Annotated in this window: 18 protein-coding genes; 14 read left to right on the top strand and 4 right to left on the bottom strand. The window is 57.5% G+C overall.

What is annotated here, in order from left to right:
• The first annotated feature begins 96 nt into the window (after positions 1 to 96).
• The gene (locus ABD796_RS12320; protein WP_344908101.1) at positions 97 to 447 is read left to right on the top strand and encodes a VOC family protein; all 351 of its coding nucleotides are present in this window, start codon (positions 97 to 99) and stop codon (positions 445 to 447) included.
• Between the two features lie 43 nt (positions 448 to 490).
• On the opposite strand, the gene ABD796_RS12315 is transcribed toward ABD796_RS12320, so the two are convergent.
• Both ABD796_RS12315 and ABD796_RS12310 read right to left on the bottom strand, forming a co-directional pair.
• Positions 491 to 1225 carry an SDR family oxidoreductase gene (locus ABD796_RS12315; RefSeq protein ID WP_344908098.1) on the bottom strand — a complete coding sequence of 245 codons (735 nt, stop codon included), beginning with the start codon at positions 1223 to 1225 and terminating at the stop codon, positions 491 to 493.
• A gap of 82 nt (positions 1226 to 1307) precedes the next feature.
• Positions 1308 to 1700: a MerR family transcriptional regulator gene (locus tag ABD796_RS12310; protein ID WP_344908095.1), complete on the bottom strand. Its 393-nt coding sequence runs from the start codon at positions 1698 to 1700 to the stop codon at positions 1308 to 1310.
• A 192-nt stretch (positions 1701 to 1892) separates the two neighbouring features.
• Here ABD796_RS12310 and ABD796_RS12305 point away from each other — a divergent pair, with 192 nt between their 5' ends.
• Together ABD796_RS12305 and ABD796_RS12300 are read left to right on the top strand one after the other, a co-directional pair.
• Positions 1893 to 2414, top strand: a complete 522-nt coding sequence (locus ABD796_RS12305; RefSeq protein ID WP_344908092.1) for an NUDIX hydrolase — start codon at positions 1893 to 1895, stop codon at positions 2412 to 2414.
• Between the two features lie 50 nt (positions 2415 to 2464).
• Positions 2465 to 2878 (top strand): hypothetical protein, encoded by a 414-nt coding sequence (locus ABD796_RS12300; RefSeq protein ID WP_344908089.1) that lies wholly within the window; start codon positions 2465 to 2467, stop codon positions 2876 to 2878.
• Between the two features lie 206 nt (positions 2879 to 3084).
• On the opposite strand, the gene ABD796_RS12295 is transcribed toward ABD796_RS12300, so the two are convergent.
• A complete protein-coding gene (locus ABD796_RS12295) occupies positions 3085 to 3540 on the bottom strand; it encodes a YmaF family protein (RefSeq protein WP_344908086.1) in 456 nt (151 codons plus the stop codon).
• Between the two features lie 215 nt (positions 3541 to 3755).
• On the opposite strand from ABD796_RS12295, the gene ABD796_RS12290 reads away from it, so the two are divergent.
• The 7 genes from ABD796_RS12290 (at position 3756) to ABD796_RS12260 (ending at position 11325) form a co-directional block, all read left to right on the top strand.
• The gene (locus ABD796_RS12290) at positions 3756 to 4463 is read left to right on the top strand and encodes an ABC transporter ATP-binding protein (protein ID WP_344908938.1); all 708 of its coding nucleotides are present in this window, start codon (positions 3756 to 3758) and stop codon (positions 4461 to 4463) included.
• Complete coding sequence (locus ABD796_RS12285; RefSeq protein WP_344908082.1) at positions 4447 to 5472, top strand: efflux RND transporter periplasmic adaptor subunit; 1026 nt, start codon at positions 4447 to 4449, stop codon at positions 5470 to 5472. Before ABD796_RS12290 ends, ABD796_RS12285 begins: the two co-directional genes overlap by 17 nt.
• Before the next feature lie 72 nt (positions 5473 to 5544).
• The gene (locus tag ABD796_RS12280) at positions 5545 to 8430 is read left to right on the top strand and encodes an ABC transporter permease (RefSeq protein WP_344908079.1); all 2886 of its coding nucleotides are present in this window, start codon (positions 5545 to 5547) and stop codon (positions 8428 to 8430) included.
• Positions 8431 to 8434: 4 nt separating this feature from the next.
• Positions 8435 to 9328, top strand: a complete 894-nt coding sequence (locus ABD796_RS12275) for an ABC transporter ATP-binding protein (protein ID WP_344908076.1) — start codon at positions 8435 to 8437, stop codon at positions 9326 to 9328.
• 149 nt (positions 9329 to 9477) lie between these two features.
• Positions 9478 to 10128, top strand: coding sequence for a peptidylprolyl isomerase (locus tag ABD796_RS12270; protein ID WP_344908073.1), 651 nt, complete (start codon positions 9478 to 9480; stop codon positions 10126 to 10128).
• A gap of 37 nt (positions 10129 to 10165) precedes the next feature.
• A complete protein-coding gene (locus tag ABD796_RS12265) occupies positions 10166 to 10711 on the top strand; it encodes a ribonuclease FAU-1 family protein (protein WP_344908070.1) in 546 nt (181 codons plus the stop codon).
• Entirely contained in the window at positions 10705 to 11325 is a 621-nt protein-coding gene (locus ABD796_RS12260) for a SanA/YdcF family protein (RefSeq protein ID WP_344908067.1), read from the top strand. Before ABD796_RS12265 ends, ABD796_RS12260 begins: the two co-directional genes overlap by 7 nt.
• 121 nt (positions 11326 to 11446) lie before the next feature.
• Here ABD796_RS12260 and ABD796_RS12255 read toward each other — a convergent pair whose 3' ends face one another.
• A complete protein-coding gene (locus tag ABD796_RS12255; protein WP_344908062.1) occupies positions 11447 to 12733 on the bottom strand; it encodes a polysaccharide deacetylase family protein in 1287 nt (428 codons plus the stop codon).
• 277 nt (positions 12734 to 13010) lie between these two features.
• On the opposite strand from ABD796_RS12255, the gene ABD796_RS12250 reads away from it, so the two are divergent.
• From ABD796_RS12250 to hflX, 4 genes are all read left to right on the top strand, one after another.
• Entirely contained in the window at positions 13011 to 13949 is a 939-nt protein-coding gene (locus ABD796_RS12250) for an AAA family ATPase (protein WP_379120372.1), read from the top strand.
• A 119-nt stretch (positions 13950 to 14068) separates the two neighbouring features.
• Positions 14069 to 14746 (top strand): HAD family hydrolase, encoded by a 678-nt coding sequence (locus tag ABD796_RS12245; protein WP_344908054.1) that lies wholly within the window; start codon positions 14069 to 14071, stop codon positions 14744 to 14746.
• A gap of 355 nt (positions 14747 to 15101) precedes the next feature.
• Entirely contained in the window at positions 15102 to 17123 is a 2022-nt protein-coding gene (locus tag ABD796_RS12240; RefSeq protein ID WP_344908051.1) for a diguanylate cyclase domain-containing protein, read from the top strand.
• 96 nt (positions 17124 to 17219) lie between these two features.
• Positions 17220 to 18536, top strand: coding sequence for a GTPase HflX (hflX, locus tag ABD796_RS12235; protein WP_344908048.1), 1317 nt, complete (start codon positions 17220 to 17222; stop codon positions 18534 to 18536).

Genomic DNA, 18536 nt, shown 5'->3' with positions numbered 1-18536 from the left:
GGTGAAGAGGCGAGCCCACGCTGGTATTGAACACGGGAGGCCGATCTGATCCAGATCGGCCTCTTGCGCAAGTGCGAAGGGAAGAGAGGGACGCATATGAAAGTGAAGCGTATCGTTTCCAATATTCATACCGTCGATATCGGTCAAGCCCGCCGGTTTTACGGCGATATTTTGGGGCTGGAGCTGTTGATGGACCATGGCTGGATCGCCACGTTCGGCTCACAGGAGCGGATGGATGTCCAGATCAGCTTTGCCTCGCAGGGAGGCTCGGATACGCCGACGCCGGATTTTTCGATCGAAGTCGACGATGTCGAAGCCGTGTACGAGCAGATGCGCGAAGCGGGATTTTCCGTCGAATACGGACCTGCCGACGAGCCGTGGGGAGTCCGGCGCTTTTATGTGCGCGATCCGTTCGGAAAGCTCGTCAATATTTTGGCCCATCTCTAGGAAGCTCTCCCGATCCTCGGACTGCGGGCTCCGCCGCGCATGGTCAGACTAGCCTTGCGCCGCCGTCTACGGTCAGCGTAACTCCTGTCGTGTAGCCGTTTCCGATCAGGAACAGGATGGCGTCGGCCAGTTCATCGGCCTCCGCGATGTGGCGGACTGGCAAGGTGGGAGCGGTCTGCTCGAACCAGGCTTGCTTCTGCTCGGCCGTCAAGCCGTCGTGCAGCGGTGTATCCGCATACCCCGGGGAGACGACGTTGACCCGCACCGGAGCCAGCTCCACGGCGAGCACGCGCGCCAGGTTTTCAATCGCCCCGTGCACGGCGGAAGGCACAGAAGCCCCCGGAATCGCTTTATCGCCGAAAAATCCCGAGATCAACGTCACGGAACCGTGTTCGCGGATCGCAGACGCGCCATGGCGCACCGCCAGGTACGGTCCCCAGAAGCGGCTTTCGAATTGCTCGCGCGCGCTGGACGTATCTAGCTCCGTAAGCTTCCCGGAGCCGTGCTTAAGCTCGCCCGCCGTTACGACCAGATGGTCAAAGGGGCCCGTCTCGGAAAAAAAAACTTGCACGTCGTCCTCCTTGCGAACGTCCAGCACTTTCGTACGGACGGGATTAGGGAAGTCCGCAGCCGCCCGTTCCAGCCGTTCCGCTCCGCGCCCGGCGATCGTAACCTCGGCCCCGAGCTCGGAAGCTCTGCGTGCGGCGGCAAGGCCGATGCCCGAACCTCCGCCGATGACGATGACGCGTCGTCCGTTCAACGATTTGTGTGCACTCATGTCCAATCGTCTCCTTCTCCTCTTATATGTATGACGGTTACGTTAACGTAAAGGTTTGGGCAAAAGAAACCGTGATCGGCAATCACGGCGACGACGACATCTGGTCGACGATCGTCTGAATTCGGTCTATGTTGGCTTGTATCTCTTGCCGGAATTGAGCCAGCGACTCCATCTTCGCATCGGTTTCCTGCAAATGCCGGGCCAAAATCTCCAGCACCTTTTGTTTGCCCTTGATCATAGTGGGTTCCTCGAAGTACAGATCGATGACGGATTGAATTTCATCCAGACTGAGGCCGATCCGCTTCAGCACATTGATTTTGTGCAAACGCTGCAAGGCGTTGTCCGTGTAATAATGAAAGCCGTTGCTCTCCTGCTCGATATTCCCCAGCAAGCCCAGCTGTTGATAATGACGAATCGTGCGAGGAGTGACTCCGGCTCTTGTCGCCAGCTCCCCGATCAGCATCTTTGGTTCCATATATGCCCCCAACCATGACGTTAACGTTAAGGATATTATAGGAAGTTCCCGGGGTCGTGTCAATGTGCAAACTTCAAACGATATCGTTATCGGGATAACGGCTATTCGCAATACGTATTTTCCTTGCCATAGGCTGCGAGCCATTTATGTTCCATGGTACAATGAAGGGAAAAACAGGAAGGAACGGAACCGATGAGAATCGTATGCGAACAACGGGATATGCCGGGTTTGCCGCTGCCGAATGAAGTCAGCATGATCGTCTCGGACGAGCTGCCGGAACGGCAAGGGGTGACAGGCGCGTTCGTGCTGGCTTTTCAAGGGGAGGCGCTTCTCTTGACGCAGTTGAAACGACGGGGCTGGGATATTCCCGGAGGGCATATCGAGCCTGGCGAGACGCCGGCCGAGACGATGAGGCGGGAATGCTACGAAGAGACCGGCGCAGTGCTGGACGCATCCGGCCTGCTCGGGTATCAGCGCATCCGGCTGCACGGAACGAAACCGGACGGATACCCATACCCGCATCCGGATAGTTATCTGGTGTTTTATTGGGCGACGATCGCCCGGCTCGAGGAAGTGCAGGAGAACGACGAAGTGCAGGGCCGCGGCTTGTTCGCGCCCCGGGAGGCGTCAGACATTCCGTGGATCAAGGCGAACACGGGCATGTACGAGGAAGCGCTGGCGATGGCCCGGAAGTCGGTCGAGGCTGCGCGCTGACCGCAGTGTCCGTAATAAATATACCGATAGTCGACGGGAGTGGGACGGAGATGAGGAAACGATGGCTGGCGGCCTGCTGCGCAATGGTGCTGCTGCTGACCGGATGCGAGGAGGACGGGGCGGCCAAGCCGCGCTTTGCCGACGAAGAAATCCGCAATGTGATCAGCGCCCTGAAGAAAACCCGGCAAAAAGAGATAGACCGGGCTGCTCTGCGCAGCAGTCTGGACAAGCAGAACATAACGGAGCCGCTTGCGCCCATGTCCGGCGAGCAAAGCGGAGAAGCGTACACGGTCAAGGTGGGCAGTCAAACGTACGAGTTCCGGATCGTCCCGGATCAAGAGGAGTTGAAACGGCAGATGGAGCAGCTCCGCTTCAACGGTCTGATTCGCTCCTGTATCGACTGCACCCCGATTTACGAAAACGTCAAAAATATGCTCGTCGTGCAAGACCCGCTCCATCGGTAACCCGCTTATATGCCGAACCGCCTATCGTGGCGCAAGGGTTAACGCGGTTCCATAAACGTGTAAAGTCGCACATGCCCGCTTCATGCAAGCGTGTCCGCTCCGCACAGCCGTACCGGTGGCCCTGCGGGGCTTTTTGGCGTCTGCGCGGTGTGGAAGTATATGCCCTCCTCCTACGCGAAGTTGCTTCTTAGCCCGAGACGCTGCCATTACCACCCCGGAGGCTCGTAGCCGAGACCCGGCCCCGTCGGTCCGGAGAAGGAATGGGTATGACGGGGGATGCTTAGCACGGTCAAATAGCTGCCGCCCTCCAGCTGAAAAGGCTCGTCGTTCAGCTCGGCGCTGAACAAATGGTAATGCGTTCCGTCTGCAAGCGCAATGGCCGGACCGGTCGTGCCATTGAACCGATGGAAGTGCGAGACGCCCTTATAATCGGCGACCCGGCTCGTGCCTTGATAATCGTGAACGTGGCCGTCCGCGGCGCTGCCGTTGACGGGATACGTGAAAAAATAAATCCAATGCCAATGCCCAAGCTCGGTCGAGGAACGGGCCGCGGCATAATGCGCATGCGCCGGACGGGGAGTTCGCCCCGCCGGAACCAAAATATCCGATTTGCCGGTAGCTTGCCGTACGAGCGGCATTCCCGGATTTTGGATGGACGGCATAAGACGATACCTCCTCGCGCAAACCCTCTATACGACTAAGCGTATGCCGCGGCGCAGGGGTCTACCACCCTACGATGGTCGAATCGAACAAATCGCCCCCTTTTCGAACAAAATGGGTCTATTCTGTCCGATTGAAACCGATTACAGTAGTAGTATGGGGTATGATGCGCAAAAAAAATGGGGTGGAAACGATGGATACGGTGCGCAAAGGGGATATGGCGCTTTACGATCCGACGCAAGACAGCGATCCGATTTTGAAGGCGGTCGGGATCAGACGGACATTCGGACGCGGCGGCGCGGCGGTACATGCCTTGAAGGGAGCCAACCTATCGATTCCGTACGGGCGGCTGGTCGCCTTGAAGGGAAGGAGCGGGTCGGGGAAGACGACGCTCATTAATATGCTGGGCGCGCTCGACGTACCGAACGAAGGAGCCATTTATTTTTGCGGCCAAGAAATAACGACGCTGGGCGAGAAGAAGCGCAACGAGCTGCGCCGCATCCAGATGGGCTTTATTTTTCAGTCGTTCGCGCTGATGCCGCTCATGTCCGCTTACGAGAACGTCGAATTCGGCTTGCGCATCGCCGGCGTGCCTGTCAAGCGGCACCGCGAGCTGGCCGAACGGGCTTTGGACAGCGTCGGACTGAAGGCGCGCATGAACCACCGTCCGTTCGAACTGTCGGGCGGGGAGCAGCAGAGGACGGCTATCGCCAGAGCGATCGCGCATCGGCCCAAGCTGCTGCTTGCCGACGAGCCGACAGCGGAGCTTGACAGTAAGATGGGTCTGCAGATTATTAAAATTTTCAAGGATCTGGTGCAGCAGGAAGGCATGACGATCGTCATCACAACTCACGATCCGGCGATCATGGAGATCGTCGATCAGGTCTACGCATTGGAGGATGGGCAAATTGTCGATCAAGGGTAAAACATTCGCTCGCCGAGCCTGCCTGGCTGCGCTTGTCGCGGTTGCCTGCTCCGGCTGCTCGCTCATTCCGAAAGAGGACGAACCGCTCAAGCCTCCGCTTGTCAAGCCGGTCAAGGAAAACTATGAGGTCGCCGAAGTCAAGAAAGGAACGGCTACAAAAAAAATCAGCGGCGTGGCGACGGTCGAATCGACCCAGGTGAAAAATCACGAGTTTACCGGTACGACCGGCAGAATTCAGGAGGTGCTCGTGATCAAGGACGCGCCGGTCAAGAAAGGCGATCCGCTGATCGTGCTCGATGCTGGCGACTCCGCAATCGTGCTGAAAGAAAAGGAGCGCGATTACGAGCAGGCCAAATACAACCTGGAGCAGGCCAAGACGACCCAGGACGTCAACAAAATGAAAATCCGCGTAATGGAGCTGGAAATCGCCACAGCGCGGCTCGAGGACGCCCGCAAGGCGGTCGAGGGCAAAATCATGCGGGCGCAGATGGACGGCAGGGTCACCTTCGTCGAAGCCGCCAAACCCGGCGATTCCGTGCAGCAGAACAAAACGTACGTCATCGTTTCCGATCCGAAGGCCATTCGTCTTGCCTATACGTCCGGAAACACGGGCGATATGCTGGAGGTGCAGGCCGGCATTGCGGTCGACGTCACCTTCAAAGGCGCGAAGCTGGCCGGGAAGGTCGTACAGGCTCCGTCCAATACGCCGCCCACGGACAACAAGCAGCTGGCGGACAAGTACGCGAAGACGGTATACATCGAGGTGCAAAATCCGGTCGAAGCGATGACGCTCGGCTCGACGGCCGATATCCAGATCGTGACGCGTGTGAAGGAAAACGTGCTGCTCGTCCCTCAACGGGCGATAGCCCAATATTTGGGCCGCAATTACGTGAAGGTTCTGGACGGGGACAGCCTCAAGGAGGTCGACGTGGAGAAAGGTCTCGAAACCGCGGACGGCGTGGAGATCGTCAACGGTCTCAAGGAAGGCCAGAAGCTGATCCTCCAGTAACATACGGGCGGGACGCGCTCCGGCGGGCAGCCCCGCTTTCAGCCCGAAGCCTCGAAAGGAGGACCGCATTACGTGGCCATTCTAGTAATGATTTTTCGCAAAATGCTGAAAAACAAATGGCTGGAGCTCAGCCTGCTGTTCGGCCTGGTGCTGTCGGTGGCGCTCGTCAGCAGCATGCCGATTTATACCGAAGCGATTTTGCAGCGCATGCTGGTCAAGGAGTTGGAAAACTACCAGGTGACGTCGGGCGCGTATCCGCTGACTCACCGTACGGGTATTTTTCTGACCGGCGAAACGCCCAAGGAGAACGGGGACAGCGCACGCAGCGTCGACCAATTCATGCAATCGATAGGCCCCCGCTTCCATCTGCCGGTGCTGGAATATGTCCGGGAACGGGGCACCGATTCGTTTGCTTTCACGCCAAAGGACAAGGAGCGGGTGGATGCCACCGTCAAACGGAATGTGGACATCGTCGCCCTGACCGATTTCGAGCAGCATGTGAAGCTGGTGGACGGCGTCATGCCGGCAAAGGAACCGGTAAACGGCGTATTCGAGGTGCTTGTCGTGGAAAGCGCTTTGGCGCAGCTGAAGATGGTGCTCGGCAACGAGTTCGTGATCGAGGACGAACGGGTCCCGAACCCGATTACGGTCAAGCCGGTCGGCGTCATCAATCCGAAAGACGAGCACGACCTGTTCTGGAATACGCCGCTCGAAAGCTACGGACGGTCGTTTATTATGAACTACGACGTATTCGAGAAGTACATTACCGGCGGGGACGCTATTTCCGTGCGGGCCGGCTTCTGGTATTTCGCATTGGATTATTCGCGGATGAACATGGACACGATCGGTTCGTTCATAACGACGCATCAGCGCATCGACGGCTTCGTCTCGAATACGTTCACCAGCCAAGCGTTAAAGGCGCCCGCGCTCGGCGTCATCTCGAAATATATGGACCGCCAGGAGCAGCTGCGCGTCATGCTGTGGTCCTTGAACGTGCCCGTCATGATTATGCTCGGCTTCTACCTGTTCATGGTGTCCAATCTGATCGTCGACAGGCAGAAGACGGAGATCGCCGTGCTGCGCAGCCGCGGGGCGAGCCGTTTGCAAATTTTGCTCAGCTATGTGATCGAAGGGCTCATGCTCGGTGCGATCGCCTATGCGGTCGGCCCTTACGCGGGCATGGCCCTCACGAACATGCTCGGAGCCTCCAACGGCTTCCTGGAGTTCGTGCAGCGGTCGGCGCTGCTTGTGGAGGTCAATGCCACGGCTTACAAGTATGCGCTGTACGCGGTCGGGTTTTCGCTGCTGATGACGCTCATTCCAGCCTTTCTGGCGACGCGCGCCTCGATCGTCGGCCATAAGCAGCAGATGGCGAGAATGACCAAGATGTCGTTTTGGCATAAATATTTCATCGACGTCGCCCTGCTCGGCGTCGCCCTGTATGGACTGCAAAGCTTCAAGCGGCGCATGACCGATCTGCAGTCGCTCGGCCTCGATTCGGCCAACTTCAAGGTCGATCCGCTGCTGTTTCTCGTGCCTGCTCTGTTCACGCTAGGCCTCGGGCTGCTGCTGCTGCGGGTGTACCCGCTGTTCATTCGGCTCGTGTACGGGCTGGGCCGCAAAATATGGCCGCCCTCCTTGTATTCGACGCTGATCCAAGTCGGCCGTTCGAGCAATCAGTACAGCTTCCTGATGGTGTTTCTGATGATTACGCTTGCCACGGGACTGTTCAGCGCCAGCGCCGCGCGGACGATGAACAGCAATACGCTGGAGAAGGTGAAGTACAAGAATGGCACCGATATCGTCCTGAACGTGAAATGGGAAAACGACGCGCCGCCCCCGATGATGGGCGGAGGCGAGGAGCCGGCCGGGGAAGGGGAGACGCCGGCGCCGTCCACCCCGATTGCCCCGCCGAAGCGGGTGCAATATACGGAGCCGCCGTTCCAGGTGTTCGGCGAGCTGCCGGGCGTTGCTCAAGCGGCTAAAGTGTTCGTCAAGGACGACGCAATCGCCCAACTAGGCAAAAGTTCGTCCAAAATCAAACTGATGGGGATCGACACGGATGATTTCGGCCTGACGGCGTACGTGAAGGACGGCCTGCTCGATCATCATTTTTACGACTATTTGAACTTGATCTCGACAGAGCCGTCCGCGGTGCTCGTCTCGCGTACGATGGCCGAGCAGATGGGCGTGAAGGAAGGAGATTCGATTAACGTCGGCTGGAACGGGGTCTCCTACAAGCCGTTCACCATATACGGCATCGTCGATTACTGGCCGACGTTCAACCCGAATCCGTCTCAGCCCGCCAGCGGCGGCAAGAAGCCGGATCTGCCCAAGCTCGTCGTCGGCCATCTGAGCTATATCCAGAGCGCGATCGCTCTGGAGCCGTATCAGGTATGGATTCATCTGAAGGACGAACCGAACGCCAAGCAAACGTTCAACGATGCTTTGAACGAGAAAGACTTTCCGATCGAGAGCTTCATGGATACCGGTTACGAGATGACGCAGGCGAAAAACGATCCGTTCCAGATGGCGATCAACGGGGTGATGACGCTCGGGTTTTTGATCAGTGTTGTCATCAGCTTTTTCGGTTTCCTGTTGTACTGGGTGCTGTCCTTGAACGGGCGCGTGCTGCAATACGGCATCCTGCGGGCGGTCGGCATCTCCTTCCCCCAATTGATCGGCATGCTCATCACGGAGCAAATACTGACGTCCGGAGCGGCCTTCCTGCTCGGAGCGGGCATCGGCAGCGTGACGAGCCTGCTGTACGTGCCGTTGTTCCAGCTGTCGTTCAATCCGACCACCCAGGTACCGCCGTTTCAAGTCATGGTCGACCCTTCCGATTCGACCCGGCTGTACTTGATCGTAACGGCGATGATCGCCATCGGTCTATGCATACTGGGCTATCTTCTCTCGCGGATCAAAATCCATCAGGCCGTCAAGCTGGGGGAGGATTAGACTGATGATCCATTGCGACAATCTGGTGAAAATATACAAGGTGGCCGATCTGGAGGTCGTGGCGCTCCAAGGGCTCGATCTCCATGTAGAGCCCGGCGAGCTGATGGCGATTATCGGCAACAGCGGCAGCGGCAAGTCGACGCTGTTGAACATGCTCGGCGGTCTCGACCGGCCTTCCGCGGGCAATCTGGTCGTCGACGGCAAAGATTTGCTGAAATTTACCGAGAAAGATATCGTGAAATACAAGCGGGAAACGGTCGGCTTCGTCTGGCAGAACAACGCGCGCAACTTGATTCCTTACTTGACCGCGCTGGAAAATGTCGAGTTGCCCATTCTGCTGCAGGGGCGGCGACGCCGGCAGCGCGCAATCGAGCTGCTGGATGCCGTAGGCTTGAGCCACCGGATCCGCAACAAACTGCACCAGCTATCCGGGGGCGAGCAGCAGCGCGTAGCGATCGCGATTGCGCTTGCCAACCATCCCCGGCTGCTGCTGGCGGACGAACCGACCGGATCGCTCGATACGAAGATGGCCAACCAGATTCTGGATCTGTTTCGCGAGTTGAACCGCTCGCTCGGCCTCACGGTCGTGATCGTCACCCACGATCCGCTTCTAGCCCGGAAGGTCGACCGCGTTGTGGCAATCCGCGACGGCAAGACGTCGTCCGAATTTATCCGCAGCCGCTCGTATGCCGACGAGCTGGCGGAGATGGAGCAGGGCGCGGCGGCGCGGGAAGAGACGCATGTGGAATACGCCATTCTCGACAAAGCCGGCAGGCTGCAAATTCCCGCCAATTATTTGGATGCGGTCGGCATGAAAAATACGAACAAAATGGTCGTGACGGTGGAGGACGGGAAAATCGTCCTGCTGCCGCCGGCCGACGACAAGCTGGTCAAGTGAGAAAGGCGCCTGTTTGCCCAAGCCCCGCCGGCCGCGGGGCTTTTGGCATACGCAAAAACTTCGCGCATTTGATCGGCCCGGCAATCAAGTGGTATAATTTGGTGCGAGAAACGAGCACGAGATGCACATCGACAAGGGAGAGATGCGGGTTGTTCCACACATACCGGACATGGAAGGCCGCCGCGCTGGCAGGGGCGCTGGCGTTGACGCTGGTCGGCTGCGGTGGCGGCAGCGGCAGCGGCGCGCCGAAGGGCAAAATCGGCGAGAAAAGCTGGAGCGCGCCGCCGGCAATGGCACTGAAGGCGGACAAGAAATACGAGGCGGTATTCGATACGACGGAGGGCAAGTTTACGGTCAGCCTGTTCAACGACACCGCGCCGAAGACGGTCAATAACTTCGTATTCCTGTCCAAGCAAGGCTTTTACGACAACGTCGTGTTCCACCGGATTGTCAAAAGTTTCATGATTCAGACCGGCGACCCGACCGGAACCGGAATGGGCGGACCGGGCTACACGATCGAGGACGAGCTGAAGACGACCCGTAAGTACGATCCAGGCATCGTGGCGATGGCGAATACGGGAAAGCCAAATTCGGGCGGCAGCCAGTTTTTTATTTGCACGGGAGCAACCTGCGCGAACTTGAATCAGAAACCAGGATATGCGATTTTCGGACAAGTGACCTCCGGGATGGATATCGTTCAGAAAATTGCCGCCACGCCGGTGAAGGTCGGAGCGAGCGGGGAGGAAAGCGCCCCTACGAAGGAGGTGAAAATCAACAAAATCGACATATCCGAGAAGTGACGGGCTTTATATGACGATTGGGGAGGTTGAGAGCGAGTTGATTCGAAAATATGCGGATCGAAACGAATGGGGGAAGATCGAGGAAGAGGATATTACGGTCGTATCGGTCCGGACGATCGGATTTTCCGGCACGGTGACGCTGGTGAAGCTGCGCAAGGTGAAGGAGCCATTGTACAAGCAGTACGATCGCAACAAAATCTGTGTCGCGGGGTCCGGCTATACGTGGCTGCAGCTGTTTCCCGAGCACGCGAACTATAACGTGACCTCTATCTACGACGAGCGCAACCGCATCGTGCAGCACACCATCACGATCTGCAAGAGCCAGGGAGTCACGGTCAAAGGCGTTCCTTGGTATGACGATCTGTATCTGAGCCTTGTCGTCCTGCCGAACCGTCAGTTGTTCGTCCTGCATCAGGACCGGCTCGAGGATGCGGTGCGGCGCGGCGAGCTGGCCGAGAAGGACGGCGAGCTGGCATGGCGGACGGCCAATCTGGTGATGGACGAGTACCGGAAAGGCTCGTTCGACTTGCTGCTTGTGGCCGATAAGCATCTGGACGAGCTTGTGAAGGGTGTAAAGTGTTAAAAACGACGCGGCGCCGACTGTTGTCCCTGGCCGCCGTTCTAGTCGCGCTCGGCCTCATCTGGGTCGGCTACATTCAGTGGCTCATTCATGCGGCGCAGTTTCATTCACCGTCCGCACAGGCGCGAACCGCTATCGTGCTAGGGGCGGCGCTTTGGAACGACCGGCCAAGTCCCGGCCTGCGCGAACGGCTGGACCAGGCTTACGCTTTGTATGAGGACCGCAAGGTCGATCGCCTGATCGTATCGGGCGGACTGGACAATAACGGCGCGACCGTCACCGAAGCGGAAGGCATGAAGCGGTATTTGATCGAACGGGGCGTTCCTGCGGATGAGGTTATCGAGGAACCGGAAGCGACGAGTACATACGAAAATCTACTGTTCAGCAAGGCGATTATGGACCGGGAAGGCTGGACCGACCCGATCATCGTGACGCACCAGTACCATGGAGCAAGAGCGGTGGATATAGCCCGCTTCGTCGGCTTTGTTGATCCGGCCGTGGCGCTGACCGACTCGCAGGTGATGTGGATGCCTTGGCACAAGGTGCGAGAGACGCTAGCCTATACGAAATGGATTGTGGACAAGCTGCGGATGAAGCTTGTCGGGTCAGCTTTTTAAGCATTGTTAGACAGCTTGGGAAACGATAAAACAGGCCGAGTGCCCTCAACGACGGTTGAGTCTCTCGGCCTGTTTTTATTGTTCGCCTTGCCAAACTGTGACTTTTAGGGCGCCGTCACGGTCAGGCAATATAACGAATTTTCAATTCGTTTTTGGAGATCGCCACGATTTTCGGTTCCAGCAAATTCGTCTTCTCCTTCAATCTCTCTTTGCCGTTAGGATGCACGACATAAAGCAGCAGACGCAAATAAGTGCGGGTCATCCGGGCGAACCAGCCATTCGGCAAATCGAAGACGGTGAAGCCGAGCTGCTTGGAGCCGCGGTGGATCATCGTAATGCCATATAATCCTTTTACGTGCTGGTATTGCGGGTCGGTAAGCAGCAGCTTGCTGATCTCCGGCATCAGCATGCGGGTTCGGCGGATGAGCTGTGTGGCGAGCTGCACCGAGCTGCGCGAGTCGATTCCTAGCCGGAACAGCGTATAATTGTCCAGATGCATCTCGGCGACCAGATCGCCCTTGCGGATCTGCTCCCCGTCGGGCAGGACGATCGATTGCCGTCCCTGGTATTCGCGGACGCGCAGCTTCACGAGCGGGTTGCCGATATCGACGAGCTTCAGATGGAACAGCTTGACGAAGCAGCGTTCCCAAGCCATCCACGCATTGACGAGCACCCGCTTGAACAGTCCCAGCCGGTGTTTCAGGGAAGAGTTCAGCAGTTCGTCCACACGAACCGGCTCCAGTCCGCGCTGCTTCATGCTCGCCAGCACTTCGTCCAGGGCATTCAGCATGTAGCCGGGAGCGTCCGCATCCGCGCCGAACGTATCTCCGCTGTCGTGCAGCAGTACGACGGAACCTTCGCGGATCCGACTCAGCAGACGGCTTTTCAATTTGGTCCGGCCGACCCGGCTGCGCCAATCTTTCGGCATGACCGACCACAGCACGACCGTGTACGACTTCAGCAGGAACAGGTCGAACACATTGAGAACGCCCCATGGCGGACGGTACACGACCGGCTTCGTTCCGGTAATGGAGGCGACGATGTCCGCCGATCGGTCCGCCTGTTTTCGACGAACGGTCCAGGGGGACATAAACCAGTTCGACTTGTGGGAATAATTATGAATGCCGATCTGATGACCGTCGCGATGAATGCGCTCGATCAAGTCCGGGTATCGCTCGGCTTTGGAGCCGAGAACGAAGAAGGTCGCTTTCGCCCCGTGCCTGCGCAGCAGATCGAGCAGAACCGGCGTGTAGGCCGGGTCCGGACCGTCGTCGAAGGTCAAGGCAACCTGACTGGAGAGCTTTCCTTTGCGAAATACGCCGATAGCGAAAATTCGCGTCGCGATCCAGGGAACGATCATATAAATCCCAATGATAAGCACGAGTGTAAACAGGAGACGTTCCTTCATCATTATCACTCCCTCAGCAGTTAAACCACCCCTGCAAGTTGCTTTTACGTGAAGTCTAACATATGCGCGCGGGAACTTCCAAGTGAAAAATAATTCAAACGAAAACGGACCTTCCCGCGCCGGTTTTAGCCGGTTCTTCATACAAAATTTGGCGAAAACGGCGAACTCGCGATCATAGGACAACTTGTTGCTTTGTACATTATTAGGGTAGCTCGTTGTCTGCACCTTCCAACAGAAGAGGTGATAACCGTTGAACGTTCGTGTCGTTTCCGACAATATGGGCAAGGCTTCGAGGCAAATCAATGTCGTGCTGCGCACCCCCGAGCCGCAGCCGCTAACCGAACCGGAGCCGCAGACTGGCGGCAAGGCGGTTCCCGCCCAGGGGCCATTCGCCGACGTCATGAAAGAGCTGGAGCAAATGGTCGGACTTGACAACGTCAAGGAGCTCGTTTACGAGATCTACGCTCTGCTGCAAATCGGCCAGTATCGGGCGGACGCGGGGCTCGCGTCTACGCAGCAGGTGTACCATATGGTGTTCAAGGGCAATCCCGGCACCGGTAAAACGACGGTAGCCCGCATCGTCGCCAAGCTGTTCCAGACGATGGGTTTGCTGCAAAAAGGTCATTTGATCGAGGTCGAGCGGGCGGATCTGGTCGGCGAGTATATCGGGCATACGGCGCTCAAGACGCGCGAGCTGATCAAGAAGGCGATGGGCGGCATTCTGTTCATCGATGAAGCATACAGTCTGGCCAGGGGCGGCGAGAAAGATTTCGGGAAAGAAGCGATCGATACGCTAGTGAAGGCGATGGAGGACTATAAAAATCAGTTTGTGCTCATTCTGGCAGGCTATTCGGAAGAAATGGACTTTTTTTTGGCAACGAATCCCGGTCTTCCGTCGCGCTTTCCAATTATGATCGAATTTCCCGATTATGCGGTCGATCAGCTGGTACAAATCGCCGAATGTATGGTGAAGGAACGCGATTATACGTTATTGCCGGACAGTGTGATGAAGCTGCGCCAGATGGTTTCGGCAGAGAAAAATCGCTATCCGTCGACGTTCAGCAACGCCCGCTTCGTCCGTAACTTGATGGAGCGCTCCGTGCGTCAACAGGCCGTCCGACTGCTCGGCCAGTATACCTCCTCCTCGCCAGGGAGGCATGAGCTGATGGCGATCCGGCCGGAGGATATGCGGGCGGACAAAAGGGTCGGCATATAGAGTGTGACGGGAATCGCTCATGATTCCGGCTTTGCCGCATTTGCCGGCGCAATGCTATAATACGGTCATCCGCCCGGTCTTGTCCGGTCTGCGGGGAGAAGCTGGGAAGGAAGATGACCATGACGGGAATACGGGCGATTGTACTTGATTTTGACGGACTCATCCTGGATACGGAAACAAACGAATACCACGCTTACGCCGAGACGTACCGGCATTACGGCGCCGAGCTGCCGCTGGAAGTATGGGGTAACGTGATCGGGACGGATATGCTGTCCGTCTTCGATCCTTACGAATATTTGGAGAGTCTGATCGGCCGGGCCGTGGATCGGGAGCAGTTCCGGACGATGAGGCGCAAACGGTTCGACGAGCGGATGGAGCAGGAGGCGCTGCGTCCGGGTGTTACGGACGTACTGGAGCAGGCGAAGCTGCTCGGTTTGCCGATCGGGCTCGCCTCCAGTTCGGGCACCGATTGGATTACGGGGTATATGGACAAGTACGGAATACGCGGTTATTTCTCCGTCATCCGCACCCGCGACCATGTGGCGAAGGTGAAGCCGGACCCGGAACTGTACCGTCAGGCCGTCGAGCAGCTCGGTGTAAAGCCCGGCGAGGCGCTTGCCTTCGAGGATTCGCCTAACGGGGCTTTGGCCGCCTATCGAGCCGGTCTGCATTGCGTGATCGTGCCCAATTCCGTGACGGCGACGCTGCGCTTCGGCGAACACAGCAAACGGATCGATACGATGGACGGACTCCGGCTCGACAGACTGCTGGCCGAGCTACAACCGCGAGGACTTTGAAAACGTTGTATTTCCTGTTTCGCTGGCGGTGAACCTATGGTATAGTATTGTCAGATACTAGCAACAACTGTGAGATGGAGAGTCGCCTTAGTCAGGTCGCCTCGTCCATCGGCCGGACGCGAAGCACAGACCGATTAGGGCTCGATGAGCTAGATGCAGCCGGGTTGCTGAAACGTTCGCGTTCGCGCTGCCAATGTTGTATCCATCGGCCGTCCCCTAATTCGGGGGCGGCTTATTTTATTTTCACATTGCTGGGAGATAGACTTCGCAGAAGCTACGTTCTTGTTACAGCTAGCTTGCGGCTGCCGGATATTCTGCCGCTATTCGCCAACCGTACGGGAGGGAACATGCTGTCATGTATGTCATGCGCTTATTTCGATCGTTTCGGACAACCGCATTCCGCAAAAAAGATACGATGCTTGCGGGACTTGCCCTGCTTATCGGCCTCAGCGCGATGGTCGATTCGATCCCCGACTGGGAAGGAATGGCGGCTTCCTGCCTGCTGGCCGTGCTGCTGATGTCGGCCGTTCATTGGAGCAGGCAGCGCGTTCTGGCTTATACGCTTTGCAGCTTGGCCCTGCTTGTGTACATGACGACGGCCCGGCCGGACCATCTGTTCGTCGCGTTGATTATCGCTTACGTGCTGCTGCTGTTATTCGCCTTCCTCCTTCCCAATCCTCTGTATACTCTTGCAGCCGCGCTTGCGATCGGCACGACCCTGTATCTCTCCGACGAATTTTCGCATGACAGCGAGTGGATCACCCATTTGTTCTTCATCTCGCTCAATGCGGCCGCTTATACGATTCTGGCCTACTATACCCGCAGCCTCGAGCGGGAACGAAACGAATACCGCCACCTGAGCATGATCGACTCGCTGACTGGGCTCGCTTCCTTGCAGCAGACACTGCTGTTCGGACAAAGACTGATCGACGAAGGACATCCGGTGCGGGTGCTCCTGATCGACCTGAACTTTTTCAAGCAAATCAACGATACATACGGTCATATGGTGGGTAATAAGGTCATTCTGCTGGTCGCCGACTACTTGCGGCAGTTGATCAAGCCGTTTAACGGCATCGCCGGTCGGCTGGGCGGGGACGAATTCGTCGTCGTCGTCGAGGATACGGTCCGGCTCGGCAACATCCGTCAAAGGCTGCTGGACGAGCTCAGCGGGCAAACCTTTATTCCCCACGAAGGCGCGGCGCCGGTATCTTTATCATTCTCCGTCGGCGTGTCGGCTACCCGGCCGGAGCGAGATGCCCGTATCGAGGACTTGCTGCACGACGCCGATCTGAATATGTACGAATTCAAGCTGCACCACCGTCTGCCTACGTTTCACGGCAAAACGGCCGATCTGATCGAGCACAACCCGGACCCGATCTGCACGTTTGATCGCAGAGGCAAGCTGATCGCCGTCAATCCGGCGGCCGCCAAACTGCTCGGTCATCCGGCCGATGCGATGACAAGAGGACAGTTTATCGGAATGATTCATCCGCAGGACCGTTCCCGAGCGTTTGCTTCGTTCTCCGAGACATTGAAGGGGGCGCCCGTTCAGCTCGATCTGCGAATGCTTCATCGGGACAGCCATACGGTGCTTGTGCACGTTACGAATATTCCTATTATCGCCGACCATCAGATCGTAGGGATGTATGCGATCGCCAAGGATATGACCGAACAGAAAAAAGCGGAAGAGCTGCTGCGCAACTCCGACCGGCTCGCCGTGACCGGTCAGCTTGCAGCCGGGCTGGCTCACGAAATCCGTAATCCGCTGACCGCTCTGAAAGGATTCATCCAGCTTCTCCAGTCGCAGCAGCAGGCCAATAAAGCGTACTATCCAATCATGCTTACGGAGCTGGAACGCATCAATTTTATCGTCAACGAGTTTCTGCTGCTGTCGCGGCCCCGTCCGGCCAATTTCCGGGAGGCGGATCTGCGTATCGTCATCGAGCATGTGGTCACGCTCCTGGAAACGCAGGCGATTCTGAACAAGGTGCATCTGGTCTTCGAGCAGCCATTGCCGATTCCGCCGATCCGCTGCGACGAGAACCAGATGAAGCAGGTGTTTATCAATATTTTGAAAAATGCGATCGAAGCGATGCCTCATGGAGGCGAGGTGACGATTCGCGCAGCAAAGGCCGGGGACCGGCTTCTGGTGCGGATTGCCGATCAGGGCGGCGGTATTCCGGACGAGCTCATTCAACAGGTGGGCCAGCCTTTTTTTACGACGAAGGAGACGGGAACGGGACTAGGGCTGATGATCTGCCATAACATTATGGAAAATCACGAAGGCAAACTGAAAATCCGCAGCGTACCAAACGAAGGCACGACGGTGGAGCTGGAGCTGCCGTTCTCGCCTTCCGCCGGATCGGGGACATACTAAAAAAGCGGCCCTTTACCAAAATGGCTGCCGGAATATGGTACAATGGCCTTATGCCTCTGTACGGCGAACTGACGATAAAGGAGCTGGAGCTGCAGAATGAAGCAAACGACGCATGAAGTAACGGATGGTCAGACGGACAAAGCCGTCGTGGTCAGTCTGGTGCTGAAAAGCGAACGGCTAACCGAGGACATGGTACAATATTCGCTCGACGAGCTGATCCGCCTGGCGGACAGCGCCGGCGTACAAGTGCTTCATTCAATGGTGCAGACGAAGGATGCGGTGGATTCAAGATGGTTTGTGGGCAAAGGGAAAGTTGAAGAAATCCGTGCCGTCGCCGAGACGCTAGGCGCCAATACGGCTATATTCGACCAGGAGCTGTCCGGGGCCCAAGTTCGCAATCTGGAGCAAGCGCTCGATCTGAAAATTATTGACCGCACCCAGCTTATTCTGGACATCTTCGCGCAGCGAGCCAAAACGCGCGAAGGATATTTGCAGGTCGAGCTGGCCCAGCTCAGCTACTTGCTGCCACGCCTGTCCGGCCACGGCGTCAACTTGTCGCGACTAGGCGGGGGGATCGGCACGCGCGGACCGGGGGAAACGAAGCTGGAGATGGACCGCAGGTACATCCGCAACCGGATCCATGAGCTGCGCGTCTCTCTGCACGAGGTGAAGCGGCATCGCGAGCTGCACCGCGTCAGACGCAAAAAAAGCGGCGTATTCCAGGTCGCGCTCGTCGGTTATACGAATGCGGGCAAATCAACGCTTCTTAACCGGCTGACGCAGGCCGACGTCTATGCCGAGAACCAGCTGTTCGCTACGCTGGACCCGACATCCAGAGCGCTGCAGCTGCCCAACGGACAAGAGGTCGTCCTGACGGATACGGTCGGTTTTATCCAAAACCTGCCGCATGATCTCGTTGCCGCTTTCCGCGCTACGCTGGAGGAAGTATGCGAGGCCGATCTGATCGTTCACGTCGTGGACGGCTCCAGCGATATGCAGGATGCGCAAATGCGCGTCGTCGACGACGTATTGCGCGAACTGGGCGCTCACGGGAAACCGACAATCGTCCTGTTCAACAAATCCGACCTGCAGCAGGACCGCCGAGAGCTGCGGCTCGGAGGTCAAGGCGAGGCGCTGCGGGTGTCGGCATTTTCACCCGACGATATGGAGCGGCTGAAGCTGGCTGTTCAGGAAAGGCTGATGGGGGATACGAGAAGCTTCGTTATTCCTGCCGGACGCGGAGATTTGATCTCGCTCGTCTACCGCGTAGGGGACGTGCTCGGACAGGAAGTCGAAGGGGAGGATATCCGGTTCGACGTCCGACTGAAGCACAACGAGTTCGATAAGCAAGGCACTATGCTTCAGGCGTTTATTGCGCACGAGGCGATACAGCAAGAGGGAGAGAGCTACTGA

The organism is Paenibacillus hodogayensis (genome assembly GCF_039536325.1).
GTDB lineage: Bacteria > Bacillota > Bacilli > Paenibacillales > NBRC-103111 > Paenibacillus_AB > Paenibacillus_AB hodogayensis.
This window is presented reverse-complemented; position numbering and strand designations above follow the sequence as displayed.